Origin of the sequence: Pseudoxanthomonas sp. (assembly GCF_051953815.1) — a bacterium.
Classification (GTDB): domain Bacteria; phylum Pseudomonadota; class Gammaproteobacteria; order Xanthomonadales; family Xanthomonadaceae; genus Pseudoxanthomonas_A.
The window spans coordinates 1-18535 of record NZ_JBQCIJ010000047.1; the positions used below are offsets into that span (position 1 = coordinate 1).

The 18535-nt window shown below is 68.2% G+C and carries 16 protein-coding genes and 1 pseudogene; 13 read left to right on the forward strand and 4 right to left on the reverse strand.

What is annotated here, in order from left to right; genetic code table 11:
* The 7 genes and pseudogenes from ACTHN1_RS15050 to hemC form a co-directional block, all read left to right on the forward strand.
* A pseudogene (locus tag ACTHN1_RS15050) lies at positions 1 to 738 on the forward strand (methyl-accepting chemotaxis protein); the annotation flags it as partial.
* 205 nt (positions 739 to 943) lie between these two features.
* A complete protein-coding gene (locus ACTHN1_RS15055; RefSeq protein ID WP_440471751.1) occupies positions 944 to 2488 on the forward strand; it encodes a serine hydrolase in 1545 nt (514 codons plus the stop codon).
* 64 nt (positions 2489 to 2552) lie between these two features.
* Entirely contained in the window at positions 2553 to 3818 is a 1266-nt protein-coding gene (locus ACTHN1_RS15060) for a serine hydrolase domain-containing protein (protein ID WP_440471752.1), read from the forward strand.
* A gap of 101 nt (positions 3819 to 3919) precedes the next feature.
* On the forward strand, positions 3920 to 4870 hold the full coding sequence (locus ACTHN1_RS15065; RefSeq protein WP_440471753.1) for a TonB family protein: 951 nt from the start codon (positions 3920 to 3922) through the stop codon (positions 4868 to 4870).
* Positions 4871 to 4912: 42 nt separating this feature from the next.
* The gene (locus tag ACTHN1_RS15070) at positions 4913 to 5596 is read left to right on the forward strand and encodes an alpha/beta hydrolase (protein WP_440471754.1); all 684 of its coding nucleotides are present in this window, start codon (positions 4913 to 4915) and stop codon (positions 5594 to 5596) included.
* Positions 5597 to 5697: 101 nt separating this feature from the next.
* Positions 5698 to 6441 (forward strand): LytR/AlgR family response regulator transcription factor, encoded by a 744-nt coding sequence (locus ACTHN1_RS15075; RefSeq protein WP_440471755.1) that lies wholly within the window; start codon positions 5698 to 5700, stop codon positions 6439 to 6441.
* A gap of 63 nt (positions 6442 to 6504) precedes the next feature.
* Positions 6505 to 7428, forward strand: a complete 924-nt coding sequence (gene hemC / locus ACTHN1_RS15080) for a hydroxymethylbilane synthase (protein ID WP_440471756.1) — start codon at positions 6505 to 6507, stop codon at positions 7426 to 7428.
* Between the two features lie 529 nt (positions 7429 to 7957).
* Here hemC and ACTHN1_RS15085 read toward each other — a convergent pair.
* Complete coding sequence (locus tag ACTHN1_RS15085; protein ID WP_440471757.1) at positions 7958 to 8884, reverse strand: DUF481 domain-containing protein; 927 nt, start codon at positions 8882 to 8884, stop codon at positions 7958 to 7960.
* A 224-nt stretch (positions 8885 to 9108) separates the two neighbouring features.
* Positions 9109 to 9723 (reverse strand): hypothetical protein, encoded by a 615-nt coding sequence (locus ACTHN1_RS15090; protein WP_440471758.1) that lies wholly within the window; start codon positions 9721 to 9723, stop codon positions 9109 to 9111.
* Positions 9724 to 9889: 166 nt separating this feature from the next.
* Here ACTHN1_RS15090 and ACTHN1_RS15095 point away from each other — a divergent pair, with 166 nt between their 5' ends.
* Positions 9890 to 10021: a hypothetical protein gene (locus ACTHN1_RS15095; protein WP_440471759.1), complete on the forward strand. Its 132-nt coding sequence runs from the start codon at positions 9890 to 9892 to the stop codon at positions 10019 to 10021.
* Here ACTHN1_RS15095 and ACTHN1_RS15100 read toward each other — a convergent pair.
* Complete coding sequence (locus ACTHN1_RS15100) at positions 10018 to 10692, reverse strand: hypothetical protein (RefSeq protein ID WP_440471760.1); 675 nt, start codon at positions 10690 to 10692, stop codon at positions 10018 to 10020. The genes ACTHN1_RS15095 and ACTHN1_RS15100 overlap by 4 nt on opposite strands.
* Positions 10693 to 10865: 173 nt before the next feature.
* Here ACTHN1_RS15100 and ACTHN1_RS15105 point away from each other — a divergent pair, with 173 nt between their 5' ends.
* Positions 10866 to 11837, forward strand: a complete 972-nt coding sequence (locus tag ACTHN1_RS15105; protein WP_440471761.1) for a helix-turn-helix transcriptional regulator — start codon at positions 10866 to 10868, stop codon at positions 11835 to 11837.
* A 200-nt stretch (positions 11838 to 12037) separates the two neighbouring features.
* On the opposite strand, the gene ACTHN1_RS15110 is transcribed toward ACTHN1_RS15105, so the two are convergent.
* Complete coding sequence (locus ACTHN1_RS15110) at positions 12038 to 12586, reverse strand: lipocalin family protein (protein ID WP_440471810.1); 549 nt, start codon at positions 12584 to 12586, stop codon at positions 12038 to 12040.
* Positions 12587 to 12808: 222 nt separating this feature from the next.
* Between ACTHN1_RS15110 and ACTHN1_RS15115 the strand changes: the two genes are divergently transcribed.
* From ACTHN1_RS15115 to ACTHN1_RS15130, 4 genes are all read left to right on the forward strand, one after another.
* On the forward strand, positions 12809 to 13123 hold the full coding sequence (locus tag ACTHN1_RS15115) for a hypothetical protein (protein WP_440471762.1): 315 nt from the start codon (positions 12809 to 12811) through the stop codon (positions 13121 to 13123).
* Between the two features lie 104 nt (positions 13124 to 13227).
* Complete coding sequence (locus ACTHN1_RS15120) at positions 13228 to 15327, forward strand: prolyl oligopeptidase family serine peptidase (protein WP_440471763.1); 2100 nt, start codon at positions 13228 to 13230, stop codon at positions 15325 to 15327.
* Positions 15328 to 15521: 194 nt separating this feature from the next.
* Positions 15522 to 17642: a S9 family peptidase gene (locus ACTHN1_RS15125; protein ID WP_440471764.1), complete on the forward strand. Its 2121-nt coding sequence runs from the start codon at positions 15522 to 15524 to the stop codon at positions 17640 to 17642.
* Positions 17643 to 18094: 452 nt separating this feature from the next.
* Positions 18095 to 18517: a YbaN family protein gene (locus ACTHN1_RS15130; protein ID WP_440471765.1), complete on the forward strand. Its 423-nt coding sequence runs from the start codon at positions 18095 to 18097 to the stop codon at positions 18515 to 18517.
* The last annotated feature ends 18 nt before the right edge of the window (positions 18518 to 18535 follow it).

An 18535-nucleotide genomic window follows, 5' to 3' on the forward strand; every position in this document is an offset into this window, starting at 1 on the left:
GCCGGCGAGATTGCTTCGGGTAATGCGGATTTGTCCCGCCGCACCGAGCAGCAGGCCGCCAACCTGGAGGAAACCGCCGCCTCCATGGAGGAACTCACCTCCACCGTGCGCCAGAACGCCGACTCCGCCCGCCAGGCCAACCAGCTGGCCATCGGCGCCGCCTCGGTCGCCTCCCAGGGCGGCAACGTCGTCGGCCAGGTCGTCACCACCATGCGTGACATCGAAGCGGCCTCGCGCAAGATTGCCGAAATCATCGCCGTCATCGACGGCATCGCCTTCCAGACCAACATCCTGGCCCTCAACGCGGCGGTGGAAGCGGCCCGTGCCGGTGAACAGGGCCGCGGCTTCGCGGTGGTGGCCTCGGAAGTGCGCACGCTGGCCCAGCGCAGCGCCAACGCGGCCAAGGAAATCAAAGGCCTCATCGAAGCCTCCGTGGACCAGGTGTCCACCGGTTCGGCGCTGGTCAACCAGGCCGGCGCGACCATGGGCGAAATCGTGGCCTCGGTGCAGCGAGTGACCGACATCATGGCCGAGATTGCCGCCGCCTCGCAGGAACAGTCCGCCGGCATCGAGCAGGTCAACCAGACCATCACCCAGATGGACGAGACCACCCAGCAGAATGCGGCGGTGGTGGAAGAAGTCGCGGCCACCGCCGGCGATCTGCGCCGGCAGGCGCAGGGACTGAACGACGCCGTGTCGGTGTTCCGGCTGGGCGGTTCGTCCACCGATCAGGTGCGACGCTGGGTGACCGAAGCGGGACGGCGCGTGCTGGCGAATTGATCCGCTGCGACGCTTCCGGCGTTTTCCGCATCCAGGAGGGAAGTGGGGCGGCCCGAAGGGGGCCGTCCCGTTTCTCTCCGCGCCGTTTCAACCTTTTCATTCGGGCCGGCATCGAAACCGGATGCTGCCCGATGGAAAGGGGCGCCACAGGATTGGGACACGCATGAGAACCCTGCCATTGCTGTTCAGCGCATTGATGACCTTGTGGCAGATGTCGGCCCCCGGTTTGCCTCCACCCGCGGGCGGCGCCGGCTCCACCCCCACGACCCCGCAGGCCGCGACCCGGCCGCCGGCCGGACTGGAGGACTATCTGCGCGAGAAAATGGCGCGCAGGCGCATTCCCGGCATGCAGGTCGCGGTGATCCGCGATGGCCGCATCGTGTTTTCCGGCAGCTATGGCAAGGCCAACCTGCAGGACGACATCGCGGTGACGCCGGACACGGTGTTCTCGATCAACTCCGCGACCAAGACCTTCACCGGCGTGGCGATCCTGCAACTGGTCGAAGCCGGCAAGCTGGCGCTGGATGCGCCCGTCTCGCGCTACCTGGCCGGCCTGCCGCAAACCTGGCAGCCGATCACGATCCGGCAACTGCTCAACCACACCTCCGGCCTGCCCGACATCCTGGTGCCGCCGCGCGCGCAGGGCACCGGCACGCTGGTCGGCGATGGCGGCGAGGACGCGGCGTGGGAAAAAGTGCAGACCTTGCCGATGGACTTCCCCACCGGCACGGCGTACCGCTACAACCAGACCAACTACGTGCTGCTGGGACGGATCATCGATTCGCTCGGCGGGATGCCGTTCACCCGTTTCATCCGCGAGCGCCAGTTCGCCCCGGCGGGCATGCGCCACGCCGGATTCGGCGACTCGCGCGACGTCACCCCGCACCGCGCGCAGCCCTACCGTTATCCGGGCGGCGCGACGACGCTCGCCACCGGCGAACTGCAACACGCCTTCGACGAGTTCCCGCTCATGCTGCGCACCGGCGCGGGCATCAATGCCAGCGCGGACGACGTGGCGAACTGGATCATCGCCCTGCAGGACGGCCGCCTGCTCAAGCGCGAAAGCCTGCGCGAGCTGTGGGCGCCGGGCCGTTTCAACGATGGCCGCGCCACGTCCTGGGCGTCGGGCTGGCCGCGGATTGATCGCGAGGATCATCCGGCGGTGGCCGGCATCGGCGGCCGTCGTTCCGCGTTCTTCGTGTATCCGCGGGATCGGCTGGCGGTGGTGGTGCTGACCAACCTGGCCGGCGCCAATCCGGAGGAATTCATCGACGAGATCGCCGGTTTCTACCTGCCTGATTTCAGCGTCGCCAATGGCGGCGCGCTGCCGCGCGCGGTGAAGGCGTTGCGGCGTGGATTGATCGCGCGCGGCTGGGACCAGGGCCTGGCGGTCGTGGCCGACCTCAAGCGCCAGGATCCGGCCTTCGAACTGCGCGAGGATGAGCTCAATGTGTGGGGCTACCGGCTCGTGCAGGACGGCCAGACGAAGGAGGGCCTGGCGGTGTTGAAACTCAACACCGAACTGTTCCCCGCCAGCGGCAACACCTTCGACACGCTGGCCGAAGCGCAGGCGATGACCGGCGATCGCGAAGCGGCGATCCGCAACTACCGCCTTTCGCTGGAGCGCGATCCCGGCAACCGCAACGCGGTCGACCAGCTGCGCGCGCTGGGCGCGCCGGTCGCATCCGGAACGCCGGCCCGGCACTGAACCGACTTGCCCGGCGGCGCGGACTGATATCCAATCGGTCCGTTGACCACGGGGAGCGGCACACATGCATGACCGTCCTGCCGGGATGATCGGCCGGCGTACTTTCCTGGGCGCGGCCTCGGCCTGCGCGGCGCTCGCGGCGCTGCGACCATCGCCACTGCGCGCGGCGGATCCCGCGCAATACGATCATCCGTGGATTCCCTCCGAGGCGTTCCTCGCCGGACTGCCGGAATGGATGCGCGCCTTCGGCGTGCCGGGGCTCGGCATCGCGGTGGTCGAGGACGGCGAGGTGGCCTGGCATCGCGCGTTCGGCGTCGCCGACACCGCGAGCGGCGCGGCGGTGGACGCGGACAGCGTGTTCGAGTGCGCCTCGCTGAGCAAGCCGGTGTTCGCCTACGTGGCCCTGAAACTGGTCGACACCGGCGTGCTGCAGCTCGACCGGACCCTGGCGCATTACCACCGGCCCGACTACCTGGCCAAGGACGATCCGCGCCTGGACCGCATCACCGTGCGCGACGTCCTGCGCCACAGCAGCGGGTTGCCGAACTGGCGCGAGCATCCCGATCGCGAACCGTTGCGCACCCTCGCCGAACCGGGCAAGGGCGTGAATTATTCGGGCGAAGCCTTCTACTGGTTGCAATTGGTCGCCGAGCAGGCCACCGGCGAAAGCCTGGATCAACTGGCCCGCCGCCACCTGTTCGAACCGGCCGGCATGCGCGCCAGCACCTACACCTGGAGCGCGCACGCGGCGCGGCATTCGGTGATCGGCGAGCCCGCGCCCGGCACCACGCCGACCGTGCAGACCTTCCATCGCCAGTGGTCGCTGCTGCAACCCATCGCCGAAGCACGGGGCAAGCCCCTGCGCGAATGGACCTGGAACGATGGCGTGCGCGCGCTGCCCCAGGCGCAGGCGGCCGCGCCGGCCGGCATGTTCGTGTGGCCGGGCGATCTGCTGGCCAATTCCGCCGCCAGCCTGCGTGGTCCGGTGCAGGATTACGCGCGTTTCATCGCCCATGTGATGGCGCGCCCGACGCGGCAATGCTGGGAAATCGGCGAGGCCACGCGCCAGGCGATGCTGACGCCGCAGATGCCGCTGCGCGAGGGCTGGCTCGACAAGGGCCTGGGCTGGAACCTGGAGCGCATCGATGCGAACACGCGCTGGTTCTTCCATGGCGGCGCCAATGCGGGGCGTTACAAGACCTTCATCGTGGGCGATCCCGGGCGTCGCCGCGGGCTGGTGGTGATGACCAACGGCGGTGGTGGCACCGGGGTCTACCAACGCGTCGTCCGCGCCGCCACCGGACGGGATCTGCTCGCCTTCGATCTGTGATGCCGGCCCGGCGCCGGGCGAATCCATCCGGTTCGCCCGGCTGACGCGGTTCCGTCATCCGCGCCGCGTACTCTGCCGCCCGCTCAGGGGGCAGTCTTGCGATGAAAACACGCGGTTACCGGATCCTTCCCATCTTGCTGGCGCTCGGCGCCTGCCAGCCCGCGCCGCCCGCGGCGACGCCGGCGGCGGCGATCGCCGGACCGGCATCCACGCCGGCAAGGCCGGATGGCGTCATCGACAACAGCGAACTGCTGCGCCTGGCCGCGCAGGCCATGCAGGCCCATCGCCTGTATGCGCCGACCGGCGACAACGCGGTGGAGTTCTACCTGGCCGCGCGGGCGCGGCGTCCCGACGATGCCGCCATCCAGGCGGCGCTGACCGAGCTTCAACCCTATCTGCTGATCGCGACCGAACAGGCGCTGGAGCGCCGCGATGCCGGCGAGGCCGCGCGCCTGTTCGAACTCCTGCGCCGACTGGATCCGTGGGCGCCCGCCCTGCCACGCCTGCAGGCCGGCCTGGCGGGACTGCCGGTGGCGCCGGCCTCCGTGCGGGAACCGGAAACGGGCGGTGCCTCCGCATCCGCACCCGAACCGAACACGTCGGGCAACGTGTCCGCCGCGCCACCCACCGCATCCATGCCAGCGCCGCGCCCGGTCCTGGCCGACGTGGCCGCGCCGGCGTCGCCGCCCCCTTCGCCGGAACAGCCAAGGATTGAGGACGCGGTGCCGGCGCCGGCTTCCACCGCGACCGCCTCGCCGCCGCCGGCTTCGCCGCCGCGTCCGACCGTCGCCACCACGGCGCCGCGCCTGCTCCAGGACGCGCAGCCGCGCTATCCATTGCCGGCGTTGCGCAACCGGGTGGAGGGCGACGTGGATCTGGCGTTCGTGATTCGCCCCGACGGCAGCGTCGGCGACGTGCGCCTGACCTCGGCGCAGCCGCAGGGCGTGTTCGACGCGGCCGCGCTGGCGGTAGCCGCGCGCTGGCGTTTCGAGGCCACCGGACGCGCGCGTCCCTGGCAGCGCACCGTGCGGTTCCGGTTGCCGCCGCAATAGCGGTCGCTGGCACCGGTCGGTCGCTGCGGCGACAATGGCCGCATGAACGACACCGTCACCGAACTGCTGGAAACCGTGGAACAGGAAACCGGCGCCGCGCCGGCCTGGTCCGTGTTGTGGCTGCATGGCCTGGGCGCCGATGGCCATGATTTCGCACCGATCGTGCCCGAACTCGTGCGCCCGGACTGGCCCGCGCTGCGCTTCGTGTTTCCGCATGCGCCGGTGCGCGCGGTGACCATCAACAACGGCGTGCGCATGCGCGCCTGGTACGACATCGTCGGCATGGATTTCGCCACCCGCGCCGACGCCGACGGCATCGAGGTGTCGCTGCTCCAGGTCGACGCGCTGATCGCGCGCGAGCTTGCCCGCGGCATCGCCCCGGAACGCCTGTTGCTGGCCGGCTTCTCGCAGGGGGGCGCGATCGCGCTGTCCGCCGCGCTGCGCAGGCGCCAGCCGCTGGCGGGGGTGATCGCGCTGTCGACCTATCTGCCCGGCTTCGACGCCGCGCGACGCCATCTCGACGCGGCCGCGACACGCCAGCCGGTATTCATGGCGCACGGCATCGGCGATCCGGTCATCCCGTTCGTCCATGCCGAGCGCAGCGCGCAGGCCCTGCGGGACATGGGGTTCGCCGTGGACTGGCACCGCTATCCGATGGCCCACCAGGTCTGCGCGGAGGAAATCCGCGATCTCGGTGACTGGATGTCGCGCGTTTTCGCGTTGTAGCGGGAGAAACCGCGATTCTTCGCCATGGATGACGTCCGCGACGACGGGGGCTACCATCGGTGGACACGTCCCTGGCGTTCGAACGAGAGGAACCTCGTGCCGTGAAGGTAGTCATTGCCGACGACGAACCGCTGGCCCGCGAGCGCCTACGCGCCCTGCTGGCTGAACAGCCCGGCGTGGAAGTGGTGGCCGAAGCCGAGAACGGCGTGGGCGCCCTGCAGGCCTGCGCCGAGCACAAGCCCGACGTGGTGCTGCTGGACATCGCCATGCCCGGCGTCGATGGCCTGGAGACCGCGCGCCATCTGGCGGCATTCGATCCGCGTCCGGCGGTGGTGTTCTGCACCGCCTACGACGCCCACGCGCTGTCGGCCTTCGAGGCCGCCGCGATCGACTACCTGATGAAACCGATCCGCGCCGAGCGCTTGGCCGCCGCGCTGGAGCGCGCGCGCATGTTCATCGCCGGCCGCGCCAACGGCAATGGCAACGGCCAGGAACCGGGAGCCCCCCGCCAGATCCGCACCCACCTGTGCGCGCGCATGCGCGGCAGCCTGCGGCTGATTCCCATCGAGGAGGTCCACTACCTCCAGGCCGAGGAAAAATACGTCGTGGTCCATCACGCCCGGGGCGAGGATCTGATCGAGGAATCGCTGAAATCACTGGAAGAGGAATTCGGCGACCGCTTCGTGCGCATCCACCGCAACTGCCTGGTGGCCCGGCACGAACTGGTGGAACTCAAGCGCGCCGGCGACGGCCATGTGCAGGCGATCCTGCGCCACGGCAAGGCGCCGCTGGAGGTCAGCCGTCGCTGCGTGGCCGGCCTGCGCGAAACCGTCCGGCATCTCTGAGGCCGGCTCCAAGGCCACTGCCCGGCCCGTGCCCGTCGGCGCGAGGTGCGGGATAATGCGCGGATGAAACTCCGCATCGCCACCCGCAAGAGCCCGCTCGCCCTCTGGCAGAGCGAACACGTCGCCGAACGCCTGCGCGCCGCCCATCCGGATCTGGACGTGGAACTGGTGCCGATGAGCACCCGTGGCGACGAAGTGCTGGATCGCTCGCTGGCCGCCATCGGCGGCAAGGGCCTGTTCCTCAAGGAACTGGAAGTGGCGATGCTGCGCGACGAAGCCGATTGCGCGGTGCATTCGCTCAAGGACGTGCCGATGGATCTGGAACCGCCGTTCGCGCTGGCCGCGATCCTGGCGCGCGCCGACGCCGCCGACGCCTTCGTCTCCAATCGTTACCAGGACCTGGACGCATTGCCGCAGGGCGCGATCGTCGGCACCTCGTCGCTGCGCCGGCAGGCGCAACTGCGCGCACGCCGCCCGGATCTGCAATTGCGCGACCTGCGCGGCAACGTCAACACGCGGCTGGCGAAACTCGACGCCGGCGAATACGACGCCATCGTGCTGGCCTGCGCCGGCCTGCAGCGGCTGGGCTTCGACGCGCGCATCCGCACGCGCCTGCTGCCGCCGGAATGGCTGCCCGCCCCGGCGCAGGGCGCGGTGGCGGTGGAATGCCGTGCCGGCGACGCGGCGACGCTGGCGTTGTTCGCCGCGCTCGACGATGCCGATACCCGCCGCTGTGTGGAGGCCGAGCGGGCGATGAACCGCGCCCTGCACGGCAGCTGCCACGTGCCGGTGGCCGCGTTCGCCACGCTCTCGGCCGATGGCGCCGAGCTGCATCTGCACGGCCTGGTGGGGTCGGCGCAGGATGGCCGGGCGGTGCGCGCGGACGCGATCGGCACGGCGCGGGCGCCGGATGATCTGGGCAAGACCGTCGCCGCCGAACTGCTGGCGAATGGCGCGGGCGAACTGCTCGACGCCGCGCTGGCCTGAAAAGCAAATCCCCCTCGGTCCCCCTTTTGAAAAAGGGGGAGGCAAAAAGCGGCTTGCCCCTATCAGGAGGGGAACAGAGAAGCAGTCAGCCCCCTTGGAAAAAGGGAGCGGGCACCCGCGCCAGCGGGTGACGGGGGATTTGCGTGCCGGCGAGGGAAAAGCAGGTGCGGCCGACGCGGCGCCTGAAAAGCAAATCCCCCTCGGTCCCCCTTTTGAAAAAGGGGGAGGCAAAGCAGCTGGCCCTCTATTCAAAGGGGAAGCAGTCAGCCCCTTGGAAAATCAGCCCCCTTGGAAAAAGGGGGCGGGCGCCCGCGCCAGCGGGTGACGGGGGATTTACGTGTCGGCGTGGGGAAAGCAGGTCCGCCCGCTCGCCTTTCCGCATCTCGACAGCCGAAGGCTGGGCCAAGAAAAGAGCCAAAGGCGCCCACCGGTCACGCCGAATGATCGGATGCGGAAAAGAAGCAGACGCCGTCGACACCGCGATCGGCGAAGCAAGCCCCGTCATCGGGTCGGCGAAGCGAGCCCCGTGCTACTTGAACTTGTAGACCACGTTCATCGTGGTCAGGGTATCGGTGCGCTTCAGATTCTCGGCGGCATCGCTGTTGTGGCGCGCCTGCCAGCCGGCCTTCAGGGCCAGGTGCGAATTCATCGTCACCGACAGGCCGAGATCGTTCTGGGCGAAAGTGTTGTACTCGCCCGATTCCACCAGCAGCTTGTTGACCAGTTCGGTGTTCTCGCTGAGCGACACCCGCAGATCCACCAGGCCACGTCCGATCACGCTGGATTCGTTGCGCTCTTCCAGGGTGTCGTAGGCGCGGCGGAAACCCGGGCCCACCTGCAGATCCAGGTGGGCGCGCTCGCCCTCGATCACGCGGTTGCCGTAGCTGACGCTGACCGAGGTCTGCCGGCTGAAGGTGCCGAAGTCGTCTTCCTCGTGGCGCAGCGAGGTGTTGACCGTGCCGCGCGAGTCGGTGCGGTACGCGCCATTGCCGGTGAGGGTATAGCGGTTGGCGGTGGTGCGGCGGTCGCGCTTGATCGAACCATCGGGCTGGGTCGACTTGTATTCGGAACTGGCGCGCAATCCGGACAGGCTGCCGCTGTACTTCCAGGCGCCGCCGTCGGCGTAGTTGAGATCCAGCCGCGCGTTGAGGCTTTCGGTGGTGCTGTTGCCATGGGCCGAGGCGAAGCCGAGTTCACCGCCGCCGCTCCAGGGTGAGCTGGGTTGCAGCGGTTCGGCCGGCGCGAGGGTTTCCGGGCGCGGCGGCGGTACCGGCAGCGGCGGTCCCTTGTGACTGACCGCGAGGGATTCCTTCTGGGTCGCCGCGCCGTCCGCCTTGGCCTTGGCCGCGCTCGTGGCGGCGCCGACCTTCAGGTTGTTGTCCTGCGCATGCGCAAGCGGCGCGCCGGCCAGGCACAGCAGGGAGAGGGACAGGGCGAGCGGGTTGAGACGGGGCATGAGGGGCCTCGGCGGGCGTGGGACGCGCTTCCGGCGTCCTCGCCGTGTGAACGTTGAAAACGATTACATGGTAGCGATCCAAACTATCCGCCTCAAGGCAAGTGATTGTTTGGATTCGGATTCGTGGTCGATTTTGCCACGCTTTTATTCACATTTGTCGCGCCATCGACGCCCCGGATCAGGTGCGTTTCACGTTTTCACGTCCTGGTCCGGCCCCGGGGCCCTCAGCGCATGCAGCGGAACGCGTATTCATCCAGTTCCCGGCCCAACTGCTCGCGGCCGAGGTCGCTGAGGTCGGTCATCAGGCCGTCCACGTTCTGGCGGATGCGCCGGCAGGGATCGGTGTCGTAACCCGGCCCGGCGAACAGCAGGCCGATGAACCTGACCACCTGTTCAGGGCTGACCGAACGGCGCATCACGAAACGACCCGGCCGATCGCCGCCGGGCAGGCGCGCGTGGCGCTGGCGCAACGGATCGCTGCCGAAGTCCGGGTTCGGCGCGGAGGCGTTCGCCCAGGCCGCGCCCTGGGCGAGGAGGTCGGCCGTGGAGGCGGAAAGCGGATCGGGCCCGGCGACCTGGACCGCCGTCGGCGCGGACACGGCCCGGGGCATTGATACGGCGGGACGCGCGGGGCGGGTGGAGGCCGCGCGCGCGGCGAGGATCGGTTCCGGTGTCCGGACCGGCGCCTGGCGCGGCAGGAAACGGATGCGCGGACCGGATTCGCGCGCGACGTTCGCGTCGGAAGTCGTCGGCAGGCGCCAGAGCAGGCTCACCATCAAGGCATGCAGTGAAACGACGACGAGCACGGCGATGCCGTTGTGCGTGATGCGTTCGGACAACCCTGTCGCTCCCCTTTCCGGTCCCGAAGTGTGGCCGCGCGCGGGTTAAACAGGAGTTACGCATGACCATCCGCACGGGCATGACTTCCGGACGTTCCCGCCATCGCGCCGCGCCGGCAGCATCCGGGCAACGCCGGTTTCCGCCGGCCGGACACGGGTGCACGCCATGCCCAGGAAGATCCTCATCGGTCTGTTGATGGTGGCGCTGGCCTGCGCCATCGCCGGTTCCGGCTATGCCTTCGGCAAATATCTGGCGCAGCGCGACCACGCCGTGGAGTCGCCCGCCGCGATCGGCTAGGGCGCGTCGATGGTGATGCCGGGATCGTCGAAGCGCGAATACACCAGGGTCATGGTGTAGGGGCCGCTGGCGGTCTCGCCGCTGTGCTGCAGTTGCAGCGGCCGCTTCTCGCGATCGATCCAGTACAGGAACTCGCCCGGCTCGGGTTGGGTGTGGCGTACCCGATACTTGCGCGCGCGCTGCCCAGCCACGTTTTCCTCGCCGAGGAATTCGGCGGACATGCCGCTGCGGTTCTCGCGGATCTTCATCGGATCCCGCCACTGGCTGATGGTGCCTTCCGGAATCGGCACCTTCGTCTGCTGTCCATGCATCTCCATGTACATGGTGTCGCCGATGATCACCTGGGTGCCGACCGGCATGATCATGCGATAGCGATCCGGGGCGACGAAGTCCATTTCGTTCTGCATCGGCTGACCGCCTTCCACCGTCATCACCGCATGGAAACTGCGCGCGGCCAGGAAGCGCTCCATCGAGGCGGTGACCTCGGCCAGCGCGTCCACCGTCGGGGCCGGCGCGGGCGGTGCAGACGCCTCGGCCGCGGCGGGCGCCGGCGTGGCGGTCGCGGCCGGTTCCGGCTGGCGGGAGCAGGCCACGGTCAGCAGGGTCATCGTCAACAGCGGGACGGACAGGAGTCCGGGCAGGCGGGGGGGCGACACGCGGCGGGGCAACATGGCGGGCTCCAGGGTACGGAAACAGTGGCCGCTTGGGTCCGTGCGTTGGGGGAGTCCAAGCGGCGGGTACACGCCGGGCCCCTGGCACCGCACGGGCCCAAGCGGCCGGGTCCGTACTGATGCCAACGCGAACCGGGCGATGAAAACGGCCACGGCTCGGCCATAATCATGGCATGGACAAGATCGAACGCATCACCGCCCTGCATCGCATCCTGAAGGCGTCGCGCTACCCGGTCACGGTCAAGCGCCTGCAGGAGGAGCTGGGCTGCTCGCGCGCCACCGTCTATCGCGACCTGGCGTACCTGCGCGACGCGCTGATGGCTCCCATCGAAGGCGACGGCGAAGCCGGTTTCCGCTACGAGGCGGCCGAGGGCGAGCGGTTCGAACTACCGGGCCTGTGGCTGAGTTCGGAAGAACTGTACGCCCTGCTGGCGGCGCAACAGCTGCTGGTGCGCACCGGCGGCGGCGTGCTGTCCGGCGCGCTGGCGCCGCTGCAGAAGCGCATCGAGGGCCTGCTGGCCGATCACGCCGGCGTATCGCAGTGGCCGGTCGACCGGGTGCGGGTCATCCCGCATCGCGGGCGCCGGCTGGACGAAGCCAGCTTCCGCACCGTCGCGTCCGCGGTACTGGAGCGCAGGCAACTGGCGTTCGAATACCGCGCCCGTTCCACCGACGAGCGCACCCGCCGCACGGTGTCGCCGCAGCGCATCACCCACTATCGCGACAACTGGTACCTGGACGCCTGGGATCACGAGCGCAAGGCGCTGCGCAGTTTCGCCGTGGATCGCATCGGTGGCGCGCGCCTGATGGAGGATGCGGCGCAGGATCTGTCCAACGACGATCTCAACCAGCACTTGGCCTCCAGCTACGGCATCTTTTCCGGTGAACCCAAGGGCTGGGCGACGATCCTGTTCAGCGCCAAGGCCGCGCGCTGGGTGGCCGACGAGCAGTGGCATTCCAAACAGCAGGGCCGACACCTGCCCGATGGCCGCTACGAACTGAAGGTGCCCTACAGCGTTTCACGCGAACTGCTGATGGACATCCTGCACTACGGCGCCGACGCCGAAATCATCGAGCCCTCGGTGCTGCGCGAACAGGCCAAGTCGCTGCTGGAACTGGCGCTGTCGAACTACGAGAAGCGCTGAGCGGCCGGTCCTTCGGGCAGAGCGGATGCCCGGTGCGGTATCCCTTTGCCGGGAAAGATGCCGAATCCTCGTAGCCCCGTTTGAAAAGGGCGCAGCCATTCGGCGGTAGGGGAGCGCTTGCTCCTGGCGCTGAAAGCAAAATCCCCTCGCTCCTCTTTCAAAGGGGGAGGCAAAGCGGAATTTGACGCCCGGATCCCGGATCAGGGCTTCTTGGGATCCGCGAAACCGGGGCGTCCGACCTGGGAAGGGAGCTGCGGTTCGCGGACCAGTTGGCGCGCGTTGACCCCGTGGTCGCGCATCTTGCGGATCAGCTGCTGGTAGACCGCATCGTCCATGTCCGGCGAGCGCGAGAAGATCCAGCCGAGATCGCGCTCGGGATAGCTGATCAGCGCCCAGGAATAGTCCGGCGCCACTTCCAGGATATGGAACTTGGCCGGCACCACGCCGACGAACCACAACGTCCAGTCGCGATTGCCGCTGCCGCCCTTGACCGAGGCGCGCGCCTCGCGGACCTGTTCAGGCTCGCCGAACCCTTCGCGATGCAGGTAGCGCACCCCGATGCGGTCGCCCTCGCGGGCCGTGTACTCGTAGCGACCGGTGACGTGGCCGCGTTCGGCGAAGTAGGGAATGTGCGCGGTCACGTACCACGTCCCCATGAAGCGCGACAGGTCGATGTCCGCCGCCTGCGCCGTTTCCGGGCCTTCCGGACCCATCGGCCGGGGCTCGCCCTGGCTGGCACAGGCAGTCATCGCGGCAATCAGGGCGCACGTCAGGACGGCGCGAAGACGGCACAGCGATGGGGACATGCAGGACTCCTGGGTGGTGGATCGTTGCCGACCACGGTCGCAACCGCGGACCACGCGAATATCGCACATCGGCATGAAGGCGAGAATCTCCGGACGGATTCACGACGTCGCAATCGGTGAGAACGCGGCCGGGCAGGCTGGTGCCCTGTCCATCGGAGCCTTGCCATGCGCGACTTTGCCCACTCGATTTCCGCCGACGCCCGCCCGTCCCGCGCGCCGGACCCGCAGCTCGAAAGGTTGTTGCGCCGCATCGTTGCGATTGGCCTGGCGCTGGTGCTGCTGTTCCCGCTGGCCCGCGGGCAGATCCCCTGGCTGGGGTGGGCGCCGCTGTGGCTGGTCGGCATGCCGCTGGCGGCCTGGTGGGCGCTGCACCGCTTCCGCCTGCCGCTGTGGCATCGGGACGCCAGCCGCCGGCGTGGCCGCCCGCAGGCGCGCCGCCGGGTGCGGGCCCCGCGCGCCACCTGGTTGCGGGCCGCCTGAGCCTGGCCCCGCGCCCGCCGCCGCACTGACGTTCGACAGGGGAGGCCGGCCACGGACTTGTGCTAGCGTGAAGGAATTGTCTTCGCAATCCGGAGTTTTCCTTCATGTCCAAGCTCGTCCATGCCTGCCTGGCGGCAGGTCTTGCCGCCGCTTCCGTCAGCGGCCACGCCCAGGAGCAGAAAACTGTGGCCAATGATCCCTACGCATGGCTGGAGGACGTCGAAGGCCAGAAGCAGCTGGACTGGGTGCGTGCGCAGAACGCCAAGGCCGAGGCGGAAATCGCTTCCACGCCGGCGTTCAAGGAACTGGAGGCCAGCATCCTGGCCATCCTGGACTCGGACGCCAAGATTCCGGGCGTGCAGAAGATCGGCCCGTACTACTACAACTTCTGGAAGGACAAGCAGCATGAGCGCGGCCTGTGGCGCCGCACCACGCTGGAGGAATACCGCAAGCCGCAGCCGCAGTGGGAAACCGTGCTGGACCTGGACGCGCTGAACAAGGCCGAGGGCAAGAACTGGGTCTGGCACGGCGCGGACTGCCGCAAGCCGGACTACACCCGCTGCCTGATCGCGCTCTCGCGCGGCGGCGCCGACGCCGATGAAACCCGCGAATTCGACCTGACCACCAAGACTTTCCTCAAGGACGGCTTCTACCGTCCGGAAGCCAAGGGCGGCCTGGGCTGGAAGGACGCCGACACCGTCTACGTCTTCACCGATTTCGGCGAAGGCAGCATGACCACCTCCGGTTATCCGCGCATCGTCAAGGAGTGGAAGCGCGGCACCCCGCTGTCGGCGGCCAGCGTGGTCTACGAAGGCAAGCCGGATGACATGTACATCGCCGCTTTCCACGACGACACGCCGGGCTTCCAGCGCGATTTCGTCAGCCGCACGCTGGCGTTCTACAACGACGAGCTGTTCCTGCGTGGCGCCGACGGCAAGCTGGTCAAGATCGACGTGCCGAACTCGGTCAACAAGGGCGCGTTCCGCGAATGGCTGACCCTGGAACTGCGCGAGCCGTGGACGGTCGGCGGCAAGACCTACAAGGCCGGCTCGCTGCTGGTCTCCAGGATCGATGACTTCATGGCCGGCAAGCGCGAATTCGACGTGCTGTTCGAGCCTACCGACCGCACCTCGCTGGCCAGCTTCACCTTCACCCGCCATCACCTGGTGCTCAACGTCCTGGAAGACGTCAAGAACAAGCTCAGCGTGCTCACCCCCGGCGAAGGCGGCTGGAAGAAGAGCGCGTTCGTCGGCGCGCCCGCGTTCGGCACCCTCGGCGTCAGCGCGGTCGATGCGGACGAAAGCGACGCGGTGTGGCTGACCGCCACCGACTACCTGACCCCGACCACCCTGTCGCTGGCCGAGATCGGCAAGCAGCCGGAACAGCTGAAGACGATGCCGGCGTTCTTCGACGGCTCCAAGGACGTCATCGAACAGCACTTCGCCACCTCCAAGGACGGCACCAAGGTGCCTTACTTCGTGGTGCGCCCGAAGGACCTGAAGCTCGATGGCAACACCCCGACCCTGCTGTACGGCTATGGCGGCTTCGAAGTCTCGCTGACGCCGGCCTATTCCGGCGCGGTCGGCAAGGGCTGGCTGGAGAAGGGCGGCGTGTACGTGGTCGCCAACATTCGTGGCGGCGGCGAGTACGGCCCGCGCTGGCACCAGGCCGCGCTGAAGGCCAACCGCCACAAGGCCTACGAGGACTTCGCCGCGGTCGCGCAGGATCTGGTCGCGCGCAAGATCACCACCGCCAAGCGCCTGGGTACCCAGGGCGGCAGCAACGGCGGCCTGCTGATGGGCAACATGCTGACCCAGTATCCGGAACTGTTCGGCGCCGTCGTCGTGCAGGTGCCGCTGCTGGACATGAAGCGTTACAGCCACCTGCTGGCCGGCGCATCGTGGATGGCCGAGTACGGCAATCCGGACACGGCCGACTGGGACTACATCAAGACCTTCTCGCCGTACCACCTGTTCGATCCGGCCAAGACCTACCCGGCGACCCTGTTCACCACCTCCACGCGCGATGACCGCGTGCATCCGGGCCACGCCCGCAAGATGATGGCGAAGATGCTGGAGGCCGGTAAGGACGTGCGCTACTACGAGAACATCGAAGGTGGCCACGGTGGCGCCGCCAACAACGCCCAGGCCGCGCACATGAGCGCGCTGGCCTACACGTTCCTGTGGCAGCAGCTGACCAAGTAAACGCAAGCGCATGAATGCCTTCCCCGCTGGCGGGGAAGGAGAAGCGACTTCCTTCTCCCGCTCGCGGGGGAAGGTGCCCGGGGAGTCCGCCCCGTAGTTGATACGGGGCGGATGGGGCAGACCAGCGGCCGTGACGCAACGGCCGCCCGCCCCGCTCTCCGCCCCATTGCATCCCGCCGGAACGGACCCCATCCATGAAAACGACTTCCTTCCTGTTCGCGACCGTCCTGATGACCGCACCTTTCGCTTCGGCCGCCGCCGACCTGACCCCGCCCGACGTCGCCAAGAAGCCGCACGTCGTCAAGGCGCCGTTCGGCGCCGAGCGCAACGACGAGTACTACTGGCTGCGCGACGACGATCGCAAGAACCCCGAGATGCTGGCCTATCTCAAGGCCGAGAACGAGTACGCCGACGCGCTGATGGCGCCGCTCAAGCCGCTGCAGGAAGCGCTCTACAAGGAGATCGTCGGCCGTATCAAGCAGGACGACAGCAGCGTGCCCTACCGCGAACGCGGCTACTGGTACTACACCCGTTTCGAAACCGGCAAGGACTATCCGGTCCACGCGCGCCGCAAGGGCAGCATGGATGCGGCCGAGGAAGTGCTGCTGGACGTCAACGCGCTGGCCGAGGGCAAGGGCTACTACAGCGTCGGCGATTATGAGGTCACCCAGGACAACAACATCCTGGCCTACGCCGAGGATGCCGTCGGCCGCCGCCAGTACGTCATCAAGTTCAAGAACCTCGCCACCGGCGAGATCTATCCGGACCAGATCACCGGCGTCTCGCCCAACCTGGTCTGGGCCGACGACAACAAGACCCTGTTCTACGTCGAGAACGATCCCGAGACCCTGCTCACCGTGCGGGTGAAGAAGCACGTGCTCGGCACGCCGGTCGCGCAGGACGCGCTGGTGTACGAGGAGAAGGACGACAGCTTCTACATGGGCATCGGCCGCACCCGTGACGACAAGTTCATCTGCATCGGCGTGGAAAGCACGGTCTCGTCCGAGTCGCGCTGCGCGCCGGCCGCCAATCCGGCCGAGTTCACCGTGCTCGCGCCACGCGAGCGCGACGTCGAATATAGCGCCGATCACCTGGACGGCCGCTGGGTCATCCGCACCAACTGGAACGCGCAGAACTTCAAGATCATGACCGCGCCCGACGGTGCCACTTCCCGCGACCATTGGAAGGAGTGGGTGCCGCACAGCGACAAGGTCTACATCGAAGGCTTCGAACTGTTCGACGGCTTCACCGCCATCAGCGAGCGCTCCGAGGGCCTGGAGCGGATCCGCCTGCTGCGCGCCGACGGCAAGGAGGAATACGTGAAGGCCGACGAGCCGGCCTACTCGATGGGCCTGGACGTCAATTCCGAGCACGACACCGACTGGCTGCGTTACAGCTACACCTCGATGACCACGCCGGCCACGACCTATGAACTGAACACGAAGACCGGGGAGCGCCGCCAGCTCAAGCAGCAGCCGGTCATCGGCTATGACGCGACGAAGTACACCACCGAGCGCGTGTGGGTCGAAGCTCGCGACGGTACCAAGGTGCCGGTGTCGCTGGTCTACAAGAATGGGTTCAAGAAAGACGGCACCGCCGCCCTGTTGCAGTACGGCTACGGCAGCTACGGCGCGTCGATGGATCCGGGCTTCAGCGGTCCGGTGGTCAGCCTGCTGGATCGCGGCATGGTCTACGCCATCGCCCACATCCGTGGTGGCCAGGAGATGGGTCGGGCCTGGTACGACAACGGCAAGCTGCTGCACAAGAAGAACACCTTCACCGACTTCGTCGACGTCACCGACGCGCTGGTCAAGCAAGGTTATGCGGCCAAGGACCGCGTCGCCGCGATGGGCGGCAGCGCCGGCGGCCTGCTGATGGGCGCGATCACCAACCTGGCGCCGGACAAGTACCGCGCGATCGTCTCGCAGGTACCGTTCGTGGACGTGGTCACCACCATGCTGGATCCGACCATCCCGCTGACCACCAACGAATACGACGAGTGGGGCAATCCGGAGAAGAAGGAGTTCTACGACTACATCGTCACCTATTCGCCGTACGACAACCTCAAGTCGCACGCCTATCCGGCGATGTTCGTCGGCACCGGCCTATGGGACTCGCAGGTGCAGTACTGGGAGCCGGCCAAGTACGTGGCCCGGGTGCGCGACGTCAATACCGGCAAGCTGCCGGTGCTGTTCCGCACCAACATGGAAGCCGGCCACGGCGGCAAGTCCGGCCGCTTCCGCCGCTACCAGGAAATGTCGGAGTACTACGCGTTCGTGCTGGATCAGCTGGGCGCGAACGGCGCGGTGAAATAATCCACCGCGCTTCGTCGCGACGCTTGCGGAAGGAGCCGGGCCATGCCCGGCTCTTTTTTTGCGTCTGCGTCTGGTTGGTCGAATGACCGGCACCTACCCCCATCCCGCCTTCCCCCGTGAACGGGGCAATGGGCTTTCCCTTCGTCCAATGATCCTGTGATCGGGAAACAGCAGAACCGCCGTCTCACCCGCGAGCGGGGGAGGGCTGGGGTGGGGCAGACCGGAGCCGGCATCACCCGCGCGCGGAGCCCGAGTGCGAATGCCGGAACACCCGCGTCCACCCGCAAGATGCGTCAGCCAGGAAAACACCCTACGACGCCCGCCCGACGGCGGATCGTGCCGCATCCGACGAATCCGCTACGCCTCGAGATCGCCCGAGCGGACGCGACGTCCGCCTGGCCTGCGTCATCCGATGGCTGACGCGATCCGCACACATGCGGTAAAAGGTGCCGGTGACCGACGATGCTCCGCCACCCTCCCCACCGCCTGCCTCGCGCCGCTTCCGCTGGGCGTGGTGGCTGCTGGCCTACGCCAGCCTGGGCACCGGCATCCTGGGCATCTTCGTGCCGGGGCTGCCGACCACGGTATTCATCCTGATCGCGGCCTACGCGGCCTCGCGTGGGTCGGACCGCCTGCACCGCTACCTGCTCGCGCATCCGCGTTTCGGGCCGATGATCCGCGATTGGCAGGCCCATGGCGCGGTGTCGCGCCGGGCCAAATGGGCCGCGACCTGGACGATGCTGGCCTGCGCGCTGATCCTGCTGGCGGTGATGCTGATCGCCGGTTCCCACCGGCTGTGGATGGTGCTGCTGCCGATCGGCTGCATGGCGGCGGTCGCGACCTGGTTGTGGCGGCGGCCGGAACCGCCGCGCTGACGCCATCCCGATTCACGA